At 57.9% G+C, this 20,695-nt stretch carries 10 protein-coding genes, 2 tRNA genes and 3 rRNA genes; 13 read left to right on the forward strand and 2 right to left on the reverse strand.

Features of this window, described 5'->3' with window-relative positions; genetic code table 11:
- Positions 1–43 precede the first annotated feature (43 nt).
- Both BZG29_RS05910 and BZG29_RS05915 read left to right on the forward strand, forming a co-directional pair.
- Positions 44–2,146, forward strand: coding sequence for a 4Fe-4S binding protein (locus BZG29_RS05910; protein WP_253192794.1), 2,103 nt, complete (start codon positions 44–46; stop codon positions 2,144–2,146).
- Positions 2,136–3,146: an FAD:protein FMN transferase gene (locus BZG29_RS05915; protein WP_077399981.1), complete on the forward strand. Its 1,011-nt coding sequence runs from the start codon at positions 2,136–2,138 to the stop codon at positions 3,144–3,146. The genes BZG29_RS05910 and BZG29_RS05915 overlap by 11 nt, the downstream gene beginning before the upstream one ends.
- A gap of 1 nt (position 3,147) precedes the next feature.
- On the opposite strand, the gene BZG29_RS05920 is transcribed toward BZG29_RS05915, so the two are convergent.
- Entirely contained in the window at positions 3,148–5,136 is a 1,989-nt protein-coding gene (locus tag BZG29_RS05920) for a sigma-54-dependent Fis family transcriptional regulator (protein ID WP_253192795.1), read from the reverse strand.
- A gap of 632 nt (positions 5,137–5,768) precedes the next feature.
- Between BZG29_RS05920 and BZG29_RS05925 the strand changes: the two genes are divergently transcribed.
- The 5 genes from BZG29_RS05925 to rrf all read left to right on the forward strand — a co-directional run bounded on the left by BZG29_RS05925 (position 5,769) and on the right by rrf (position 10,947).
- Positions 5,769–7,299 (forward strand): 16S ribosomal RNA (locus BZG29_RS05925).
- Between the two features lie 100 nt (positions 7,300–7,399).
- Positions 7,400–7,476: transfer RNA gene (locus tag BZG29_RS05930), tRNA-Ile, on the forward strand.
- Positions 7,477–7,495: 19 nt separating this feature from the next.
- Positions 7,496–7,571, forward strand: a tRNA-Ala gene (locus tag BZG29_RS05935).
- Between the two features lie 235 nt (positions 7,572–7,806).
- Positions 7,807–10,682, forward strand: a 23S ribosomal RNA gene (locus BZG29_RS05940).
- Between the two features lie 152 nt (positions 10,683–10,834).
- A 5S ribosomal RNA gene (rrf, locus tag BZG29_RS05945) occupies positions 10,835–10,947 on the forward strand.
- Together the 16S, 23S and 5S rRNA genes with 2 tRNA genes alongside form the textbook arrangement of a ribosomal RNA operon.
- A 189-nt stretch (positions 10,948–11,136) precedes the next feature.
- Here the strand turns inward: rrf and uraH are convergent.
- On the reverse strand, positions 11,137–11,490 hold the full coding sequence (gene uraH / locus BZG29_RS05950) for a hydroxyisourate hydrolase (RefSeq protein ID WP_077399984.1): 354 nt from the start codon (positions 11,488–11,490) through the stop codon (positions 11,137–11,139).
- Between the two features lie 121 nt (positions 11,491–11,611).
- On the opposite strand from uraH, the gene puuE reads away from it, so the two are divergent.
- From puuE to BZG29_RS05980, 6 genes are all read left to right on the forward strand, one after another.
- Positions 11,612–12,565, forward strand: a complete 954-nt coding sequence (puuE, locus tag BZG29_RS05955) for an allantoinase PuuE (RefSeq protein WP_077399987.1) — start codon at positions 11,612–11,614, stop codon at positions 12,563–12,565.
- A 99-nt stretch (positions 12,566–12,664) separates the two neighbouring features.
- Positions 12,665–14,131 (forward strand): xanthine dehydrogenase small subunit, encoded by a 1,467-nt coding sequence (gene xdhA / locus BZG29_RS05960; RefSeq protein WP_077399990.1) that lies wholly within the window; start codon positions 12,665–12,667, stop codon positions 14,129–14,131.
- Between the two features lie 10 nt (positions 14,132–14,141).
- Positions 14,142–16,487 carry a xanthine dehydrogenase molybdopterin binding subunit gene (gene xdhB / locus BZG29_RS05965; RefSeq protein WP_077399993.1) on the forward strand — a complete coding sequence of 782 codons (2,346 nt, stop codon included), beginning with the start codon at positions 14,142–14,144 and terminating at the stop codon, positions 16,485–16,487.
- Positions 16,488–16,496: 9 nt separating this feature from the next.
- Positions 16,497–17,564, forward strand: a complete 1,068-nt coding sequence (gene xdhC / locus BZG29_RS05970; RefSeq protein WP_077399996.1) for a xanthine dehydrogenase accessory protein XdhC — start codon at positions 16,497–16,499, stop codon at positions 17,562–17,564.
- Positions 17,565–17,573: 9 nt separating this feature from the next.
- Positions 17,574–18,890, forward strand: a complete 1,317-nt coding sequence (gene guaD / locus BZG29_RS05975; RefSeq protein ID WP_077399999.1) for a guanine deaminase — start codon at positions 17,574–17,576, stop codon at positions 18,888–18,890.
- A gap of 43 nt (positions 18,891–18,933) precedes the next feature.
- Positions 18,934–20,421: an adenosine deaminase gene (locus tag BZG29_RS05980; RefSeq protein WP_077400002.1), complete on the forward strand. Its 1,488-nt coding sequence runs from the start codon at positions 18,934–18,936 to the stop codon at positions 20,419–20,421.
- The last annotated feature ends 274 nt before the right edge of the window (positions 20,422–20,695 follow it).

Below are 20,695 nucleotides of genomic sequence, written 5' to 3' on the forward strand. Positions count from 1 at the left end.
GCCTTGCGACAAGGCGCCGCACGGAGCGTGGTGCATGCGGATAATGCGGTTGTTCATCGGATGCTGGCTATTCCTGTTTATCCTGGGACAGGCGTGGGCGGGTGTGCTCACCAGGGCCGAGCTGGCGCGGCGCTTTCCTGCTCCCATCGTCGTGGGCGACAAGGAGACCGACTTGCCCGTCTGGCCATTGTTCCGGCAAAACGCCACGGTAACTGAACTGGTCGGCTACGTGTTTGAGTCGGTGGACTTGGCACCGATTCCCGGCTTTTCTGGCGTTCCCGTCAATTTATTGATCGCGATCAATCCCCAAGGGAGTTTTCTCGACGTGGCCGTGCTGTCGCAGCACGAGCCCGTGTTTCTCGATGGCCTGGGCGAAGCGCCCTTGTTTCAGTTCGTCAAACAGTACCAGGGACTGTCGCTGAAACAGAATATCGCTATTGATGCCAGGAAGAAACGCGCCACGGATGCCACGCACGCCGATATCGATGGCGTGTCGAAGGCCACGGCTTCCGTGCGCATCATCAACCAGAGCGTGCTGGCGTCGGCCTTGAAAGTGTCGCGCAAAAAACTTGGGTTTGCGCAAGGGCGCGACCCGGATCAGATCGCCCGCATCCGCATGGACGTGTTCGAAAAGCTTGATGTCGCGCAAATGTTAAAGCAGGGTTTGATCCAGCATGTGCGGTTGAGCAACAAGGAGATTGAAAGCCTGTTTGCCGGCAGTCCCGGTGCGGGACTCGATGTGGAAGCGATGCGCGCGCCTGACGGCGTGTTCATCGACCTGTACCTGGCCTATGTGTCCGTGCCCACGGTGGGGCGCAATCTGTTGACGGAACGCAGCTGGAACAAATTGCGCAACCGGCTGGACGAGGGCGACCACGCCATCCTCGTCATGTCGCGTGGGCGCTACAGCGTGCTGGGCGACGATTTCGTGCGCGGCACCGTGCCGGACCGGCTATTGCTGAAACAGGATGGCTTGCCCATCGACATGCGCGACCTGGACCTGGAATTGAACCTGTCCGATGCGGGACCGTTGCCGACGGAAAATATCGCCGTATTCCGCGTCATCAGCCAGGCAGGGCTCGATGCGGCCAGTCCGCTGGCGTTCACCATGCCGATCACGCGCAGCAAGGGCATCGTGTATCCCGAACGCATCACCCGCAACGTCGATGTCACATACCGCTTGCCGGCCGATTTTTATAGCGCTCCGCAAGGTGACGATGCCAGCTGGCGCGGCACGTGGAAGGGGCGCAAGGCCGAACTGCTGATCTTGCTGGCCGGGCTGGCGCTGCTGGCCGGCGCACTGGCCTGGCAGAAACGCCTGGTGCGTAATGGCCGGCAATTTGTCTGGTTCCGCCGGCTGTTCCTGCTGTTCACCATCGTTTTTGTCGGCTATTACGCGCAGGGGCAGTTGTCGATCGTCAATATCACGGGCGTCATCCAGGCGCTGCTTGCGAGTCGCAGCCTGGGCTTCTTCCTGTTCGATCCGATGACGGTGATTCTCTGGGCGTCCGTGCTGTTCAGTCTGTTTATCTGGGGCCGCGGCACGTTTTGCGGCTGGCTGTGCCCGTTTGGCGCCTTGCAGGAATTCACGGGCAAGCTGGGCCAATGGCTGCGCTTGCCGCAGTGGAAGATCAAACCGCGCCTCGATGGACGCTTGAAGTGGATCAAGTATGGCTTGCTGGCGGCCATTCTGGGCAGCAGCGTTTTTTCCAGCCAGATCACGGACAAGCTGGTGGAACTGGAACCGTTCAAGACGGCGATCACCTTGAATTTCGTGCGGGCCTGGCCCTTCGTCGCGTATGCCGGGGGCTTGCTGCTGCTCAGTAGTGTTTCCTACAAATTCTTTTGCCGCTACCTGTGTCCGTTTGGCGCGGCGCTGGCGCTGCTGGGACGTTTTCGCCTGTTCAACTGGATTCCCCGTCGCAAGGAGTGCGGCACGCCTTGCCAGACTTGCCGTCACCGTTGCGAGTACCACGCCATCGCGGCTGGCGGGAAAGTCGATTATGGCGAGTGTTTCCAGTGCATGGATTGCGTGGTGATTTACGCCAGCGATGAAAAATGCGCGCCCTTGATGCTGGAAATCAAGCGTGCCCGTACCATCCCGATTGTCCGGGCCACGGCAGAGGAGAGCAGCAATGCAGCGTAGAACGTTTATTTCCGCAGCGATCGGCAGCGTGGCCGGCATGGCGGGCGTTATCTTGCCTGGAAGCATGGCGCGCGGTACGGTCACGGCGTCCGGCGTGCGCCCCTATCAAGGCGCCGCCCTGGCGTTTGGCACGACCATCGCCGTCACCGTGTTGCACCACGATCAGCGCCAGGCGGAACTGGCCATCGAGGATGCCTTGCATGCAGCGAGGAATGTCGACCGCCTGATGAGCATTTACAGTCCCGCCAGCCAAGTCTTCCAGCTGAACCGCGATGGACGCCTGGCCCGGCCGGACACGCATTTGCTGGCCGTGCTGGCGCAGGCGCAAACCTTGTCGCAATGGAGTGACGGGGCGTTTGATATCACGGTGCAACCTTTATGGCGGCTGTTTCGCGCGGCGGCAGACCAGGCAAGTTTACCGGCGGAAGCATTGCGCCGCGCTGCGCAGGCGCGGGTGGGCTGGCGGCAACTGGCGTGGGATCGCCGGGAAGTGCGTTTTCTGCAGCCGGGCATGGCGCTGACCTTGAATGGCCTGGCGCAAGGCTACGCGGCGGATATGGCGCTGGCGGCCGTGCAGGCGCGCGGCATACGGCACGCTTTGCTTGACACGGGCGAATTCGTTGCGCGTGGGCAGCGTGCCGTGCGCCGTCCGTGGACCTTGGGCATCCAGGATCCGCGCGACGCGGAAATCCTGGCGGCCACCTTGAAAGTGGAGGGGCGCAGCGTGGCCACGTCGGGCGACTACGAATGCACGTTCACGCCCGACTTCGTGCATCACCACATCTTCGACCCATCGAAGGGCGATTCGCCGCGTGAACTGGCCAGCGTGACCGTGCTGGCGCCCACGGGTTTGCTTGCTGATGGCTTGTCGACCACCTTTATGGTGACGGGCGCGGCACGTGCGCATGCGATGGCCGCGCAGATGCAGGGCATCGACCTGATGACCATCGACAAGCGGGGCCGGCGCGCGATGTCGCCCGGCTTTCCCCGCCTACTCTAGGCTATTTCAGATGCGGCACCTTGCGATAGATCGTGTTGCGCGATACGCCCAGGGCCCGCGCCGTGGCCGAGACGTTGCCGCCGTGGGCATCGAGCGACTTGAGGATCACGCTTTGCTCCATCTCTTCCAGGTTGGCGCCGGCGGCGATCATGCGGTCCGTGCTGGCGCTGGCGGCAGTCGCTTGCGTCATCTCAATATCGTCGAGGAAATCATCGGGCATGTGGCGCAAACAGATTTCATGCTCGTCGCCCGCCATGACGATGGCCGTGCGCAGCAGATTGGTCAGCTGGCGGAAATTGCCTGGCCATTTATGTTGGTGGAACATGCGCAGGATGTCCGGCGCCACCGTGTAGCGCGTATCGGGCGCTTCCGTTGCGAGGATTTTTTTCACGACCGTGTCTAGGTCCGTGCGCTCGCGCAGCGGCGGCAGTTTTACCACCAGGCCATTCAGGCGGTAATACAAGTCTTCGCGAAACAGTCCCTTGGCCATGCGTTCGCGCAAGTTGTGATTCGTGGCGCAAATGAGTTCCACGTTGACGGTGATGGATTTGCTGCTGCCCAAGGGAGTGACCATGCGTTCCTGCAACACGCGCAACAGCCGCGCCTGCAAGCCGAAAGGCATGTCGCCGATTTCATCGAGGAACAGGGTGCCGCCATTGGCTTGCAGGATTTTGCCGATCGCGCCTTTCTTGCGCGCGCCCGTAAAGGCGCCGTCTTCATAGCCGAACAGTTCGGACTCGATCAGGGTTTCCGGGATGGAAGCGCAGTTGACGGCAATAAACGGTCCCATGGCCCGCGGCGAGTCGTTGTGGATGGCTTGCGCGAGCAATTCCTTGCCGGTGCCCGTTTCGCCCATGACGAGGATGGGGATGTCGCGCCCCAGCACCTTGTTGACCTTTTCGATGACCAGTTCCAGTTGCGGATCGCCCGTGCGCAGGTAGCGCAAGCCGGACAGGCGCCGCGCCGCGTTGGCCGCATGGCTGGCGGACGCGGGAATCTGTGCCGGCACGGCGTTGATATCGCTATGGTCGGTGCTGGCAGTAAAGCCGTGCTGGAAGACGCTATTGGACAGGCGCAACTGCGCGCGCCCATACACGCGCACGCCGCTGTGCATGCACAGGTTCAGCAAACCGGGGGCGGCCGTGCGGTAATGGTCATAGAGGGCGGACACGGGCAAGCCGAACAGGGAGCTGAAGGTATGTGATTGCAGCGCGGCAAATGACAGGCCCAGCTGGAACAAACCATTCTTGTTTGCCGATAAAAACCGTCCGCCCGGCGTGAACGAGGCGATGCCTTCCATCAAGGTGCCGATGAATTCGGGACGCGCGTGGAAGTGCACGGTGATGGCGTCTTCGAAGGTGGCGGAAAACAGCTGGTTTTCGATCATCAGCGCCGACATGCGCACGAGGGCCATCGTATGCTTGTGAAAGCTGCGCTGGTCGCTGGACACGTCCAGCACGCCGATGACATTGCCCCGGTGGTCGGTGATTGGGGCCGCGGAGCACGTCAGGAAATGATTTGCGGCCAGGTAATGCTGGTCCGCATGGACGAGGGTTGGTACTTTTTCCGTGATGGCCGTGCCGATGGCATTCGTGCCGCGGCTTTGTTCCGACCACGCCACGCCCGGCTGCAGGGCGACGCGGTTGGCTTTCTCCAGGAAATCATCGTCGCCCAGCGAATGCACGATCACGCCGTTGGCATCCGTGAGAATCACCATGTTGTGCGTGTTGACGATTTGCTGGTACAGGGTTTCCATGGCCGGCAGCGCGTGCGTGTGCAGCATGCGGTTTTGCTCGATCAGCAAGGACAGATCGGACTTGCCGGCCGGCGTAAAGTCGGGCGTGGCCGTGGGCGACAGGCCAAAGGCGACGGAACGCTGATGGGACGTTTCGATGATGACGGGGACGTTGTCCTGTCCTGCCGGCAAAATGTTCGCGTCCGCGATGGACGAAAACGGTGCGCTACGGTAAGTAGCTGACGGTTGATACATGATCTCGTTGCCTCCGTTGGGCCCTGTACTGCGGCGCTCTTTTGAATATCGAGAGTGTTCCATAATGTAGCACCTGTCACAGATGGGAGCAAAGCAAAGCGAACCGGGCTATCCCCAGTGTTGCTGCCAGGCCCAGAGTTGCTCCCCTCGGTGGTTGGTGCATGTGTTCATATAAGCAATTGCGGTGCCAGGCCTATCGCCTTTGATCTGGCGCAAAAAATAGCGCTTGCGGGCTGCGCGGGGCAGGGCTATAATTCGCCCCCTCGCTGAACGATGCATGCAAATGCAGTGTGAAGCGAGAAAAGTTTTTAAGCGCAATGCGCTGAAAAACGGGGTTGACGGACGTAGCAAATTGCTTCATACTCTTCCTTCTTCGCAGCTGACAAACACAACGCTTTGTCGATAGCGCGAAAGCAGTACCGAATACAGTTCTTTAACAATTAACAGTCGATAAGTGTGGACATTTGATGTAAGTGCAGCGTCAATCTTCGGATTGGCGTAATACTTAAAATATATCAAATGTTCACAAGAAATAATGAAATAGGATACTTCTTCGGAAGTAGCCTGTCAGTTTTTTGAGTGAGCGACCCGTCGCAAGACGGTGCCAATAAAATGGCAAAGTAACAGAGATTAAACTGAAGAGTTTGATCCTGGCTCAGATTGAACGCTGGCGGCATGCCTTACACATGCAAGTCGAACGGCAGCACGGAGCTTGCTCTGGTGGCGAGTGGCGAACGGGTGAGTAATATATCGGAACGTACCCTGGAGTGGGGGATAACGTAGCGAAAGTTACGCTAATACCGCATACGATCTACGGATGAAAGTGGGGGATCGCAAGACCTCATGCTCGTGGAGCGGCCGATATCTGATTAGCTAGTTGGTAGGGTAAAAGCCTACCAAGGCATCGATCAGTAGCTGGTCTGAGAGGACGACCAGCCACACTGGAACTGAGACACGGTCCAGACTCCTACGGGAGGCAGCAGTGGGGAATTTTGGACAATGGGCGAAAGCCTGATCCAGCAATGCCGCGTGAGTGAAGAAGGCCTTCGGGTTGTAAAGCTCTTTTGTCAGGGAAGAAACGGTGAAGGCTAATATCCTTTACTAATGACGGTACCTGAAGAATAAGCACCGGCTAACTACGTGCCAGCAGCCGCGGTAATACGTAGGGTGCAAGCGTTAATCGGAATTACTGGGCGTAAAGCGTGCGCAGGCGGTTTTGTAAGTCTGATGTGAAATCCCCGGGCTCAACCTGGGAATTGCATTGGAGACTGCAAGGCTAGAATCTGGCAGAGGGGGGTAGAATTCCACGTGTAGCAGTGAAATGCGTAGATATGTGGAGGAACACCGATGGCGAAGGCAGCCCCCTGGGTCAAGATTGACGCTCATGCACGAAAGCGTGGGGAGCAAACAGGATTAGATACCCTGGTAGTCCACGCCCTAAACGATGTCTACTAGTTGTCGGGTCTTAATTGACTTGGTAACGCAGCTAACGCGTGAAGTAGACCGCCTGGGGAGTACGGTCGCAAGATTAAAACTCAAAGGAATTGACGGGGACCCGCACAAGCGGTGGATGATGTGGATTAATTCGATGCAACGCGAAAAACCTTACCTACCCTTGACATGGCTGGAATCCCCGAGAGATTGGGGAGTGCTCGAAAGAGAACCAGTACACAGGTGCTGCATGGCTGTCGTCAGCTCGTGTCGTGAGATGTTGGGTTAAGTCCCGCAACGAGCGCAACCCTTGTCATTAGTTGCTACGAAAGGGCACTCTAATGAGACTGCCGGTGACAAACCGGAGGAAGGTGGGGATGACGTCAAGTCCTCATGGCCCTTATGGGTAGGGCTTCACACGTCATACAATGGTACATACAGAGCGCCGCCAACCCGCGAGGGGGAGCTAATCGCAGAAAGTGTATCGTAGTCCGGATTGTAGTCTGCAACTCGACTGCATGAAGTTGGAATCGCTAGTAATCGCGGATCAGCATGTCGCGGTGAATACGTTCCCGGGTCTTGTACACACCGCCCGTCACACCATGGGAGCGGGTTTTACCAGAAGTAGGTAGCTTAACCGTAAGGAGGGCGCTTACCACGGTAGGATTCGTGACTGGGGTGAAGTCGTAACAAGGTAGCCGTATCGGAAGGTGCGGCTGGATCACCTCCTTTCTAGAGTTTGCACGAATCATGTAAATGGTTCACGCATCAAATGTTCACACTTATCGGCTGTTAGTAAGAGAAGAAACAGTAGTCGTAGTAGCACCGCGTTGGGGCTGTAGCTCAGCTGGTTAGAGCACCGTGTTGATAACGCGGGGGTCGTTGGTTCGAGTCCAACCAGCCCTACCAGCTAATTAGTAAAATCTCAGGGGGATTAGCTCAGCTGGGAGAGCACCTGCTTTGCAAGCAGGGGGTCGTCGGTTCGATCCCGTCATCCTCCACCAATACTTTGAAAGTGCAAACGTAAGCCGTCAGGTTTAGGTTTGATCTTTTAGCGATCAAAGCTGTTTCGTTCTTTAACAATCTGGAAGAAGTAAAGATTATTTATTGATCGGTTTGCCGTAAAAAGCGAATCGATGGGTAATGATTGTATGTATCAACAAACAAGCAACAACGTTGTACTTTCTTATCCCTGTAGCGCTCTTTTCGTTTGAAAGAATGAAGAGGCTAACGTTATAGGGACAAGCGAATAAGTGCACATGGTGGATGCCTTGGCGATTACAGGCGATGAAGGACGTAGTAGCTTGCGATAAGCTGCGGGGAGTGAGCAAACACACTTTGATCCGCAGATTTCCGAATGGGGCAACCCACCCTTTTAGGGTATTGCATACTGAATACATAGGTATGCAAGGCGAACGCGGCGAACTGAAACATCTAAGTAGCTGCAGGAAAAGAAATCAACCGAGATTCCCAAAGTAGCGGCGAGCGAAATGGGAAGAGCCTGTACGTGATAGTCGGACCGATAACAGAATCCTCTGGAAATAGGAGCCATAGTGGGTGATAGCCCCGTATGTGAAATCGGACCGGTGGTACTAAGCGTACGACAAGTAGGGCGGGACACGTGACATCCTGTCTGAATATGGGGGGACCATCCTCCAAGGCTAAATACTCGTAATCGACCGATAGTGAACCAGTACCGTGAGGGAAAGGCGAAAAGAACCCCGGAAGGGGAGTGAAATAGATCCTGAAACCGTGTGCATACAAACAGTAGGAGCGGACTTGTTCCGTGACTGCGTACCTTTTGTATAATGGGTCAGCGACTTACATTCAGTGGCAAGGTTAACCGAATAGGGAAGCCGTAGAGAAATCGAGTCCGAATAGGGCGATCAGTCGCTGGGTGTAGACCCGAAACCAAGTGATCTACTCATGGCCAGGATGAAGGTGCGGTAACACGCCCTGGAGGTCCGAACCCACTAATGTTGAAAAATTAGGGGATGAGCTGTGGGTAGGGGTGAAAGGCTAAACAAACTTGGAAATAGCTGGTTCTCTCCGAAAACTATTTAGGTAGTGCCTCAAGTATCACCATCGGGGGTAGAGCACTGTTATGGCTAGGGGGTCATTGCGACTTACCAAACCATTGCAAACTCCGAATACCGATGAGTGCGAGCTTGGGAGACAGACGTCGGGTGCTAACGTCCGGCGTCAAGAGGGAAACAACCCAGACCGCCAGCTAAGGTCCCAAAGATTGGCTAAGTGGAAAACGAAGTGGGAAGGCTAAAACAGTCAGGATGTTGGCTTAGAAGCAGCCATCATTTAAAGAAAGCGTAATAGCTCACTGATCGAGTCGTCCTGCGCGGAAGATGTAACGGGGCTAAGCCAGTCACCGAAGCTGCGGATATATAGCAATATATATGGTAGGAGAGCGTTCTGTAAGCCTGCGAAGGTGTCTTGTAAAGGATGCTGGAGGTATCAGAAGTGCGAATGCTGACATGAGTAGCGATAATGGGGGTGAAAAGCCTCCACGCCGTAAGCCCAAGGTTTCCTGTTCAACGTTCATCGGAGCAGGGTGAGTCGGCCCCTAAGGCGAGGCAGAGATGCGTAGCTGATGGGAAGCAGGTTAATATTCCTGCACCGTCGTATGATGCGATGGGGGGACGGATCGCGGAAGGTTGTCTGACTGTTGGAATAGTCAGTTTCTGTCTCATAGAAGGCGCTTAGGCAAATCCGGGCGCGGAATTCAAGGGGATGGGACGAGTGAACTTGTTCACGAAGCAATCGGAAGTGGTTCCAAGAAAAGCCTCTAAGCTTCAGTCATACGAGACCGTACCGCAAACCGACACAGGTGGGCGAGATGAGTATTCTAAGGCGCTTGAGAGAACTCGGGAGAAGGAACTCGGCAAATTGGTACCGTAACTTCGGGAAAAGGTACGCCCCGGTAGCTTGAATGGTTTACTCCATGAGGGTGAAAGGGTTGCAATAAACTGGTGGCTGCGACTGTTTAATAAAAACACAGCACTCTGCAAACACGAAAGTGGACGTATAGGGTGTGACGCCTGCCCGGTGCTGGAAGATTAAATGATGGGGTGCAAGCTCTTGATTGAAGTCCCAGTAAACGGCGGCCGTAACTATAACGGTCCTAAGGTAGCGAAATTCCTTGTCGGGTAAGTTCCGACCTGCACGAATGGCGTAACGATGGCCACACTGTCTCCTCCCGAGACTCAGCGAAGTTGAAATGTTTGTGATGATGCAATCTACCCGCGGCTAGACGGAAAGACCCCATGAACCTTTACTGTAGCTTTGCATTGGACTTTGAACCAATCTGTGTAGGATAGGTGGGAGGCTTTGAAGCGGGGACGCTAGTTCTCGTGGAGCCAACCTTGAAATACCACCCTGGTTTGTTTGAGGTTCTAACCTTGGTCCGTTATCCGGATCGGGGACAGTGCATGGTAGGCAGTTTGACTGGGGCGGTCTCCTCCTAAAGTGTAACGGAGGAGTTCGAAGGTACGCTAGATACGGTCGGACATCGTGTTGATAGTGCAATGGCATAAGCGTGCTTAACTGCGAGACTGACAAGTCGAGCAGGTACGAAAGTAGGACATAGTGATCCGGTGGTTCTGTATGGAAGGGCCATCGCTCAACGGATAAAAGGTACTCTGGGGATAACAGGCTGATTCCTCCCAAGAGTTCATATCGACGGGGGAGTTTGGCACCTCGATGTCGGCTCATCACATCCTGGGGCTGTAGCCGGTCCCAAGGGTATGGCTGTTCGCCATTTAAAGTGGTACGTGAGCTGGGTTTAAAACGTCGTGAGACAGTTTGGTCCCTATCTGCCGTGGGCGTTGGAAATTTGAAGGGGGCTGCTCCTAGTACGAGAGGACCGGAGTGGACGAACCTCTGGTGTACCGGTTGTCACGCCAGTGGCATTGCCGGGTAGCTAAGTTCGGAAGAGATAACCGCTGAAAGCATCTAAGCGGGAAACTTGCCTTGAGATGAGATTTCCCAGAGCCTTGAGCTCTTTGAAGGGTCGTTCGAGACCAGGACGTTGATAGGCTGGGTGTGGAAGTGCAGTAATGCATTAAGCTAACCAGTACTAATTGCCCGTACGGCTTGTCCCTATAACCTTAGCAGGTACAGAGGATAAGAAAGTACATGTTGCGTGAATGTTGATCGCAATCATTACCCAAGTAATACCTCAATACATAATCCTACTTCTTCCAGATTCATGGCTTTGTCGTCCTACAGGAGACAAATGCCGGTACAAGTTATGCCTGATGACCATAGCAAGTTGGTCCCACCCCTTCCCATCCCGAACAGGACCGTGAAACAACTTTGCGCCGATGATAGTGCTGCAACCAGTGTGAAAGTAGGTTATCGTCAGGCTTGTTATTCGCAGTAAGAGAAAAACCCGTCAAGCAATTGGCGGGTTTTTTTTCGTCTGGCGGTTTGTGATGGTGACCCCAAACGAAGGCTGGGGTCAGACCCTGAGGGTCTGACCCCGGTATTTCGCCGTTGGGGTAATTCCGAATAAAAAAAGCAGCGCTGCGCGCTGCCTTTGTCATGTAACGTCGCTTAACTCCCGCGATAAGTCGAATACGACCACGGCGACACCACCAGCGGCACGTGGTAATTTTCGTCCGTATGCGCAATGCCGAAGGACAGCGTGACCAGATCGATGAAGCGGGGCGAAGGCAGTTCCACTCCCTGGGCGGCGAAATAGTCGCCTGCATTGAATACCAGTTCATATTGACCAGCTTTCATGCTCTCGCCTTCCAGCAAGGGCGTGCTGCAGCGGCCATCGCTATTGGTCATATCCATCTTCAATAGCACTTTTCCTTCCGGCGCGACTGAAAACAGGGCCACCTTGACGCCGGCTCCCGGCCTGCCGTGGGCGATATCGAGTACATGCGTGCTGAGTTTTCCCATTTGCTATCCTGTATATAGGGTGAGTGAATGTGCTTATCGTGCAAATCATATACCGGTGACTGCGCCTGGCTATATGATTGGGCATATAGCCAACATTGTCCTCCTATAGGCGCGCTTCCGCATGAACAATTACGAAGATTATCCACGCGACTTGATCGGCTATGGCCGCACGCCACCGCATCCGCAATGGCCGGGCAAGGCCCGCATTGCCCTGCAATTCGTCCTCAATTACGAGGAAGGGGCGGAAAACAGCGTGCTGCATGGCGATCCCGCCTCGGAAACGTTTTTATCGGAAATGATCGGTGCGGCGGCTTTTCCCGCGCGCCACCTGAGCATGGAGTCGATCTACGAATACGGCTCGCGTGCCGGATTATGGCGTTTGCTGCGCATGTTCGAGGAGCGGCGCCTGCCGCTGACCGTATTCGGCGTATCGATGGCCTTGAAACGCAATCCGGAGGCGGTGGCCGCGTTCCAGCAACTGGGGCATGAAATTGCCTGTCACGGCTTGCGCTGGATTTCCTACCAAAACATGGATGAAGCAACGGAGCGCGAACACATGCGCGAAGCCGTGCAGATCATTCGCGAATTGACGGGTTCCGCCCCGCAAGGCTGGTACACGGGGCGCGATTCGCCCAATACGCGCAAACTGGTGGTCGAGCATGGCGGTTTCCGCTACGACGCCGATTACTATGGCGACGATCTGCCATTCTGGGAGAAAGTGGCGTACACGGACGCCGCCGGCATGCCGTCCGTGCAGCCGCAGCTAATCGTGCCTTACACCCTGGACACGAACGACATGCGCTTTGCCGCCATGCAAGGCTTTAATTCGGGCACGCAGTTTTTCGATTATCTGAAGGATGCCTTCGATGTGCTGTATGCGGAAGGCGATCCGAACGGCTTGAATCAGCCGAAGATGTTGTCGGTGGGCTTGCATTGCCGCCTGGTGGGACGTCCGGGACGGGCCGCGGCGCTGGCGCGCTTTCTCGATTATGTGCAGGGCCATGAGCAGGTGTGGATCACGCGCCGCATCGATATCGCCGAACACTGGCATGCGACGCATCCCTATGCTGCTTGATGGATATTGATATTGGATGATAAGTAAAATCAGTCTTTGCATATAGTTGTCCCATATGCCGGTGTTAATCTCCTATACTGGGACTATACCGAGGCCAGCATGTCAGAACCGATCCGCTTTTATTACCGTGGTGCCGTACAGGAAGTACGCAACGCCGCCCCTACGCAGACTGTGTTGCAGCACCTGCGCGAGGATTTGCATTGCACGGGCACCAAGGAAGGCTGCGCCGAAGGCGATTGCGGCGCCTGCACCGTCGTCATCGGCAGCCTGGTCGATGGCCAGGTCGAGATGAAGGCCGTCAACGCCTGCATCCAGCTCACGCCCACCCTCGATGGCAAGGCCCTGTTTTCCGTGGAAGACTTGCAGCAGCCCGACGGCGCCCTGCACCCGGTGCAGCAGGCGATGGTCGAGTGCCACGGATCCCAGTGCGGTTTTTGCACGCCCGGCTTCGTCATGTCCTTATGGGGCATGTATCTGAAAAAAAACGGCGAGACGCCCACGCGCTGCGAAATCGACGACACCCTGTCGGGCAATCTGTGCCGCTGCACCGGTTACCGGCCCATCATCGATGCGGCTAGGCGCATGGGGGAGTTGCCGCACGTCACGTTCGATCGCGATGCCTTGAGGGGGCAATTGCAGGCGCTGCAGCGCGGCAGCCTGCATACGTATGAACATGGCGGCCAGCACTTCCACGCGCCGCGCAGCATCGATGAACTGGTGGCGTTGCGCGCGGAAAAGCCGCAAGCGTGCCTGCTGGCCGGTTCCACGGACGTGGGTTTGTGGGTGACCAAGCAATTGCGCGACCTGGGCGACATTATTTATCTGGGCCACGTCGCGGCGCTGAAAACCATCGCCGTGGACGACGGCAAGCTGCACATCGGCGCCGGCGCCAGTCTGAACGATGCTTACGGGGCGCTGTGCGGGCATTATCCGGAAGAATTGTCGGAACTGTGGCAGCGCTTTGCATCCTTGCCGATTCGTAACGCGGGTACTTTGGGCGGCAATGTGGCCAATGGTTCGCCGATCGGCGATTCGATGCCGTGGCTGATTGCGTTGGGCAGCGAGATCGTGCTGCGTGGCCCCGCCGGCCAACGGATCATGCCGCTGGAAAACTTCTATCTGGGGTACCAAAAGAAAGATTTGCAGCCAGGCGAATTCGTCGAAGCCGTGCGTGTGCCCTTGCCACGTGCCGGTGTGCAATTTCGCACCTATAAACTGGCGAAACGCTTCGACCAGGATATTTCGGCCGTGTGCGCCGGGTTCGCTTTCCGACTCGATGGCGAACGCATCGTCGATGCGCGCATCGCCTTTGGCGGCATGGCGGCCACGCCGCAGCGCGCCGCGCAAACGGAAGCATTTTTGCGGGGACAGGCGTGGACGGAAGAGAACCTGCTCGTCGCCATGCGCTTGCTGGCCGACGATTACGCGCCCTTGTCGGACATGCGCGCGTCGAATACCTACCGCATGACGACGGCGCAAAACCTGTTGCGCCGCTTCTGGCTGGAAACCCGCCCCGCTGCGCCGCTGTTGCGCACGGCCGTCAACGCCTACGCTTGCCGCGCCTGAAAGGACCAGCATGAACCATCCTGCCACGCCCGAACTGCAAGCGGCCGCCTGGAGCGCCGTGGGCAAGCCCAGCCCTCATGAATCGGCGCAATTGCATGTGCTGGGGCAAGCCACCTACACGGACGATATCGCCGAATTGCAAGGCACCTTGCACGCGGCGCTGGGCCTGTCGCAAAAGCCGCACGCGCGCATCACGGCCATGGATTTATCTGCCGTGCGCGCCGCTGCCGGTGTTGTCGCCGTCTACACGGCGCAGGACATTCCCGGCACCAACGATTGCGGTCCCATCATCCATGACGATCCCATCCTGGCTTTTGATCTGGTGCAATACGTGGGCCAGCCCATTTTCATCGTCGTGGCCAATACGCATGACCATGCGCGCCGCGCCGCCCGCCTGGCGCAAGTGTCATATGAGGAATTGCCCGCGATCATGACGCCGCAAGCGGCCAAGGCCGCGCAATCGTACGTGCTGCCGCCGATGCAGCTGACGCGCGGCAACTACCAGGCAGCGTTCGAAGGCGCGCCGCATGTGGTCAAGGGCCAGCTGTATGTGGGCGGCCAGGAACAGTTTTATCTGGAAGGACAGATTTCCTACGCCATCCCGAAGGAAGCGCAGGGCATGCTGGTGCTGTGTTCGACCCAGCATCCGAGCGAGATGCAGCATGTGGTGGCGCATGCCCTGGGCGTGCATTCGCACAACATCACGGTCGAATGCCAGCGCATGGGCGGCGGCTTCGGCGGCAAGGAATCGCAATCGGCCCTGTGGGCGGCGGCGGCGTCGATTGCGGCGGCCAAACTGAAGCGTCCCGTGAAATTGCGTGCCGACCGCGACGACGACATGCTGGTGACGGGCAAGCGCCACTGTTTTTACTATGAGTACGAAGTGGGCTACGACGACGATGGCCGCATCCTTGCCGCCAAGGTCGACATGACCACGCGCGCCGGCTATTCGGCCGACTTGTCCGGTCCCGTCGCCACGCGCGCCGTCTGCCACTTTGACAACACATATTACCTGTCCGACGTGGACATCCGCGCCGCCTGCGGCAAGACGAATACCCAGTCGAACACGGCATTCCGGGGCTTTGGCGGGCCGCAGGGCGCCATTGCCATCGAGTATGTCATCGATGAAATCGCCCGCCACTTGCAACGCGATGCGCTCGATATCCGCCTGCTCAATTTCTATGGGCGCAACGATGGAGAAGGGCGCAACGTCACGCCATATGGCCAGAAGATCGTCGACAACGTCATCCATGAACTCGTTGCCGAACTGGAAGAGAGCAGCGATTACCGCGCGCGCCGCCGCGCCATCGATGCCTTCAACGAGGCCAGCCCTATCCTGAAGAAGGGCCTGGCCTTCACGCCCTTGAAATTCGGCATCGCCTTCAACGTCACGCATCTGAACCAGGCCGGTGCCCTCGTGCACGTGTACGTGGATGGCTCCGTGCTGGTCAACCATGGCGGCACGGAAATGGGGCAGGGCATCAATACCAAGGTCATGCAGGTGGTGGCGCACGAGCTGGGCCTGGATCTAAATAAAGTGCGCGCCACGGCCACCGATACCAGCAAGGTGGCGAACACGTCGGCCACGGCGGCGTCCACCGGCGCCGACCTGAACGGCAAGGCGGCGCAGGACGCGGCACGCCAGATCCGTGAACGCCTGGCCGATTACGCGGTCAAACTGTACGGCGGCGACGTTGCTGCTGTGCGCTTCTTCGATAACCATATCCACGTGCATGGCCATGTCGTCGCGTTTGCCGAGCTGGTGCAGAAGGCTTATCTGGCCCGCGTACAACTGTGGTCGGACGGTTTCTATGCCACGCCCGGCCTGTCGTGGGATGCGAAGACGATGACGGGGCATCCGTTTTCGTATTACGCGTATGGCGCGGCTGTGGCCGAAGTGGTGGTCGATACCCTGACGGGCGAATGGAAATTGCTGCGTGCGGACGCCTTGTACGATGCGGGCCAGTCGTTGAATCCCGCGATTGATCTGGGTCAAGTGGAGGGGGCATTTATCCAGGGCATGGGCTGGCTGACGACGGAGCAGCTGTGGTGGAATGCGGCGGGCAAGCTGATGACGCACGCGCCATCGACGTACAAAATTCCTGGCGTTTCCGATTGCCCGGAAGATTTTCGTGTGAAATTGTTTCAGAATCGCAACGTGGAAGACAGCATCCACCGTTCCAAGGCCGTGGGCGAACCGCCGTTGCTGTTGCCGTTTTCCGTGTTCTTCGCCATCCGCGACGCCATTTCCAGCGTGGGCCATCACGCCGTGCAGCCACCGCTGAATGCTCCCGCCACCAGCGAGGAAATCCTCAAGGCAGTCATGGCCGTGCAAGCGGTGCATGCCGGCGCCTAGGAGCAGAGCATGAGCGACTGGCTGACAGCGATGGAGAACGACACGCAGGCATCCGTGCTGGTGACGGTTGCCCTGGTGGAAGGTTCCGGGCCGCGCGAGGCGGGCGCGAAGATGCGCGTCAGCTTCGATGGTCAAATTGACACCATCGGCGGCGGCCACCTGGAATTGCGCGCCGTGGAAATCGCCAAGACCATGCTGGCCACGGGCGAGACCCATGCGCGGCTCGAGCGTTTTGCGCTCGGCCCCAGCCTGGGACAATGCTGCGGTGGCGTCGTCCATCTGGCATTCGAATATGTCGATGCCAGCCTGAAAGCATTGCTGGCCGCCTTGCGCGAACGCCGCCAGCAGGACAGCTGGCGTTTGACGGCGCTCGACGGTGAAGCCGCGTCGGCATTGTTCGATGTTGCCGGTCGCTTGATCGCCGGCACAGGCGCACAGGCGCCCGACACGTTTTCGCGCGAACGCAGTACCCATGTGGCGCAGGATGGCAAGGGTCGGCGCTGGCTGGTCGATCCCTGCCTGGCACCGCGCGCCCATCTGACCCTGTTCGGCGCCGGCCATGTGGGTGCCGCCATCGTGCGCGCGCTGGCCCACCTGCCCTGCAATATCACCTGGGTGGATGAACGCGAAGACATGTTTCCCGCGCAACTACCAGATAACGTACGCATCGCCGCCACCGATACGCCCGAGGAATTTGTCGCCATGGCGCCGCCGGGCGGCAGTTTTCTCGTCATGACGCATAGCCATGCGCTCGATCAGCGCTTGACGCAAGCCATCATGGAGCGCGAGGATGCGGGCTGGTTCGGCTTGATCGGTTCGCACACGAAACGCAAGCAGTTCGAGCACCGCCTGCAGGCGCACGGCGTGCCGGACGAGCGCATCGCCGCCATGGTGTGTCCGATCGGCATGCCCGGCATCCGCAACAAGGCGCCGGCCGTGATCGCCGCTTCCGTTGCCTGTCAACTACTCATGGTGTGGGAGGAAGCGGCCGCGGCCGCCTTGGCCGCACCGCTGCGGCTGGCCTCTGCCAGTGCGCCACCGCGACGCGAGAAACGCGCCGCCATTCACCCCTTATAGAAAGAAGTCATGCCGATTGTTCCTGCTACATTGCAAGCTTACCGTGCCAGCTTGCTGCACTTCCACGCCGATCCCGCCTTTAGCGAGGAGGCGCATGCCTGGCATGCGGATGGCTTGCTGATCGTGGCCGACGGCAAGGTCGTGGCGGCAGGCGACTACGCGCAGCTGCTGGCGACCTTGCCGCCTGGCAGCGACATCGTCGATTACCGGGGCAAGCTGATCGTGCCCGGGTTTATCGATACCCACCTGCATTTTCCGCAGACGGAAATGATCGCCTCGCCCGCGCCGGGCCTGCTGCCGTGGCTGGAAACGTACACGTTTCCTACCGAACGCGCGTTTGAGGATCCTCAACATGCGCGCAATGTGGCCGAGTTTTTCCTCGATGAACTGCTGCGCTGCGGCACCACGACGGCCATGGTGTATGGCAGCGTGCATCCGCAATCGGTCGATGCCTTCTTTGGCGCCAGCGAGGCGCGCGGCTTGCGCATGGTGGCGGGCAAGGTCATGATGGACCGCAATTGCCCCGAGTTCCTGCGCGACACGGCCGAGTCGGGCGCGCGCGAAAGCGAAGAGCTGATCCAGCGCTGGCACAAGCACGGCCGTTCGCTGTATGCGATCACGCCCCGTTTCGTGCCGACCTCCACCAATGAACAGATGCACCTGGCGGGCGAGCTGGCGCGCGCCTATCCGGATACGTATCTGCAGACGCACGTGTCGGAAAACGCGGATGAATGCCGCTGGGTGCGCGAATTGCATCCGCAGGCGCGCAGCTACCTCGATGTGTATGACCAGTACGGCATGCTGCGTCCGCGCGCCATGTTCGGCCACTGCATCTGGCTCGACGAGCGCGACCGCGCGCGCATGGCGGAAACGTCCTCGGCGGCCGCCATTTGTCCTACATCAAACCTGTTCCTGGGCAGCGGCCTGTTTGATTTCGAGCGGGCCGATGCGGCGCGGGTGCTGCTGTCGCTGGCCACCGACGTGGGGGGCGGCACCTCGTTCTCGATGTTGCAAACAATGAACGAAGCCTATAAAGTAGCACGCTTGAAAGGCAGCTATCTGCCCGCCTTGCGCATGTTTTACCTGGCGACTCTGGGCGCTGCACGGGCCATGCAACTGGAAGGCACCTTGGGCAATTTCGCGGCAGGCACGGAAGCGGATTTTATTGTGCTCGACAAGCAATCGACGCCGCTGCTCGAACGCCGCACGGCCGGCTGTCAAAGCCTGGAGGAATTGCTGTTTGCCTTTGCGCTGCTGGGCGACGACCGCGCCGTGGCCGCCACCTATTCAGGCGGCCGATGCGTGCATGTGCGGGGGCAGGGCTGACCTATCCGTAGTTCAACACGAATTATCCTGAGCGAGAACGCGAATGCACAAGAAACTCACTGGCCTGGCGCTTGGCGTCGCGCTGGCCTTGACCGGAACGGCGCAGGCCGCCCCGTCGTCCAACGAAGCGGCCACCGCGCGCCATTTTGCAGCGTTGGTTGCCGGTGCGCAGCCGAAGACAGCCGAGTTGAGCCTGTTCTTTTCCATGATGCCCAAGGGCGGTGATCTGCATCACCATTACTCGGGTGCCATTTACGCCGAACAATTCCTCGACTGGGTCGACAAGGAAAACTATTGCGTCAACAAGACAACATATCGCATCGAAAGCAACAAGGACGTCGTGGCGGCCGAGCGCGCCAAGCCGGCTGCGCAGCGTGGATGCCTGTCGTCCACGGAAGTGTTTGCCGATGCGGGCCTGTATGCGGAATTGCTGCAGCGCTGGTCGACCAAGGATTTCTATAATCACGGCGCCATCCAGACGCCGCCCGACCGTACCTTCTTTGATACCTTTGGCTATTTCGGCCCCGTGGCATCCACGAACACGGCCGACGGCTTGAAAACCCTGAAGCAGCGCGCCATCGCGGAAAACCTCAGCTATATCGAAACGATTTTCGAGCTGTCGCCATTCGTGCAAAACGCGCAGTTCGACCAGCAAGTGCTGGCGCCGGGCTTGCCGCCGGCAGCGTTGCAAGCCGTACTGGCCAAGTGGACAGCCAGCCTGGAGCAGGATGCCGGCTTCCAGAAAAGCATCACCGCGTATAACGACAACGTCAACGCCAGCAGCACCGGCATCGATGACGCCAATTTCACCATGCGTTACCAGGCGTATGTGTTGCGTTTCCTGTCGCCATCGCAAGTTTTCTCCTCGATGGTGGCTGCGTTCAAGGCAGCGAGCCTGAATCCCTTGCTGGTGGGCGTGAACATCGTGGGTCAGGAAAGTGTGAACGTGTCGATGCGCGATTACAGCCTGCACATGGAAATGTTCAAGTTCCTCAAGGCAAAATATCCGAACGTCAAGATCGCCTTGCACGCCGGTGAACTGGCGCTGGGCATGGTGCCGCCGGAAGGCATGGCTTTCCATATCGCCGAAGCCGTCGACGTGGCGGGCGCCGACCGTATCGGCCACGGCATGGATATCGCCTACGAGCACAATGCGCTGGCGACCATGCAGAAGATGCGCGAACGTAATATTCCCGTGGAAGTGAATTTGACCAGCAACGATTACATCCTCGGCATCAAGGGCCAGGCTCATCCGATCACCCTGTACCGCAAATATGGCGTGCCCTTCGTCATCTCCACCGATGACGCGGGCGTCTCGCGCAATACCCTGTCGAATGAATACGTGCTGTTTGCCAGCCAGTACAAGACCGATTATGCGGAAATCAAAAAGCTGTCGTATAACAGCTTGCGGTACTCGTTCCTGGCGGAAGCGGACAAGCAACGTTTATTGAAAGCACTCGATGCCCGCTTTACCCGTTTCGAAGCCTTGATCGCAAATAGTGATCGTAAAGCAACTGTTGTAAAACCGTAAAAGTATTTCACCTCTCCTGCCTGTCACGCGACCGCAACTAGCGGTCGCGTAACCTCCTGTTCTTCATAGTTACAAAACCCTCTTTTTAGCCTTTTTGTTGTGCCTTTACGACACAAAATGACGCGCTGGTAGTGCTTTCTTGCAATTATTTTCTGAAACAATTTCCAAGTCTTGCCGCTCATCTATAATTTCGCCCCGATGAGGTGAGCTTGCTCGGTTGATACAAAAAATGCGGCTTCCAGCGGTGATTTATATTTTTTATATATAAATTATT

This window comes from Janthinobacterium sp. LM6 (genome assembly GCF_002002885.1).
In the GTDB taxonomy this organism is placed as follows: Bacteria; Pseudomonadota; Gammaproteobacteria; order Burkholderiales; family Burkholderiaceae_D; genus Janthinobacterium; species Janthinobacterium kumbetense.

What these genes read in the sequence shown, in the direction of transcription:
- BZG29_RS05910 (WP_253192794.1), top strand. Translation starts at nt 44, where the DNA reads ATGCGGTTGTTCATCGGATGCTGGCTATTCCTGTTTATCCTGGGACAG.
- BZG29_RS05915 (WP_077399981.1), top strand. Translation starts at nt 2,136, where the DNA reads ATGCAGCGTAGAACGTTTATTTCCGCAGCGATCGGCAGCGTGGCCGGC.
- BZG29_RS05920 (WP_253192795.1), bottom strand. Translation starts at nt 5,136, where the DNA reads ATGTATCAACCGTCAGCTACTTACCGTAGCGCACCGTTTTCGTCCATC.
- uraH (WP_077399984.1), bottom strand. Translation starts at nt 11,490, where the DNA reads ATGGGAAAACTCAGCACGCATGTACTCGATATCGCCCACGGCAGGCCG.
- puuE (WP_077399987.1), top strand. Translation starts at nt 11,612, where the DNA reads ATGAACAATTACGAAGATTATCCACGCGACTTGATCGGCTATGGCCGC.
- xdhA (WP_077399990.1), top strand. Translation starts at nt 12,665, where the DNA reads ATGTCAGAACCGATCCGCTTTTATTACCGTGGTGCCGTACAGGAAGTA.
- xdhB (WP_077399993.1), top strand. Translation starts at nt 14,142, where the DNA reads ATGAACCATCCTGCCACGCCCGAACTGCAAGCGGCCGCCTGGAGCGCC.
- xdhC (WP_077399996.1), top strand. Translation starts at nt 16,497, where the DNA reads ATGAGCGACTGGCTGACAGCGATGGAGAACGACACGCAGGCATCCGTG.
- guaD (WP_077399999.1), top strand. Translation starts at nt 17,574, where the DNA reads ATGCCGATTGTTCCTGCTACATTGCAAGCTTACCGTGCCAGCTTGCTG.
- BZG29_RS05980 (WP_077400002.1), top strand. Translation starts at nt 18,934, where the DNA reads ATGCACAAGAAACTCACTGGCCTGGCGCTTGGCGTCGCGCTGGCCTTG.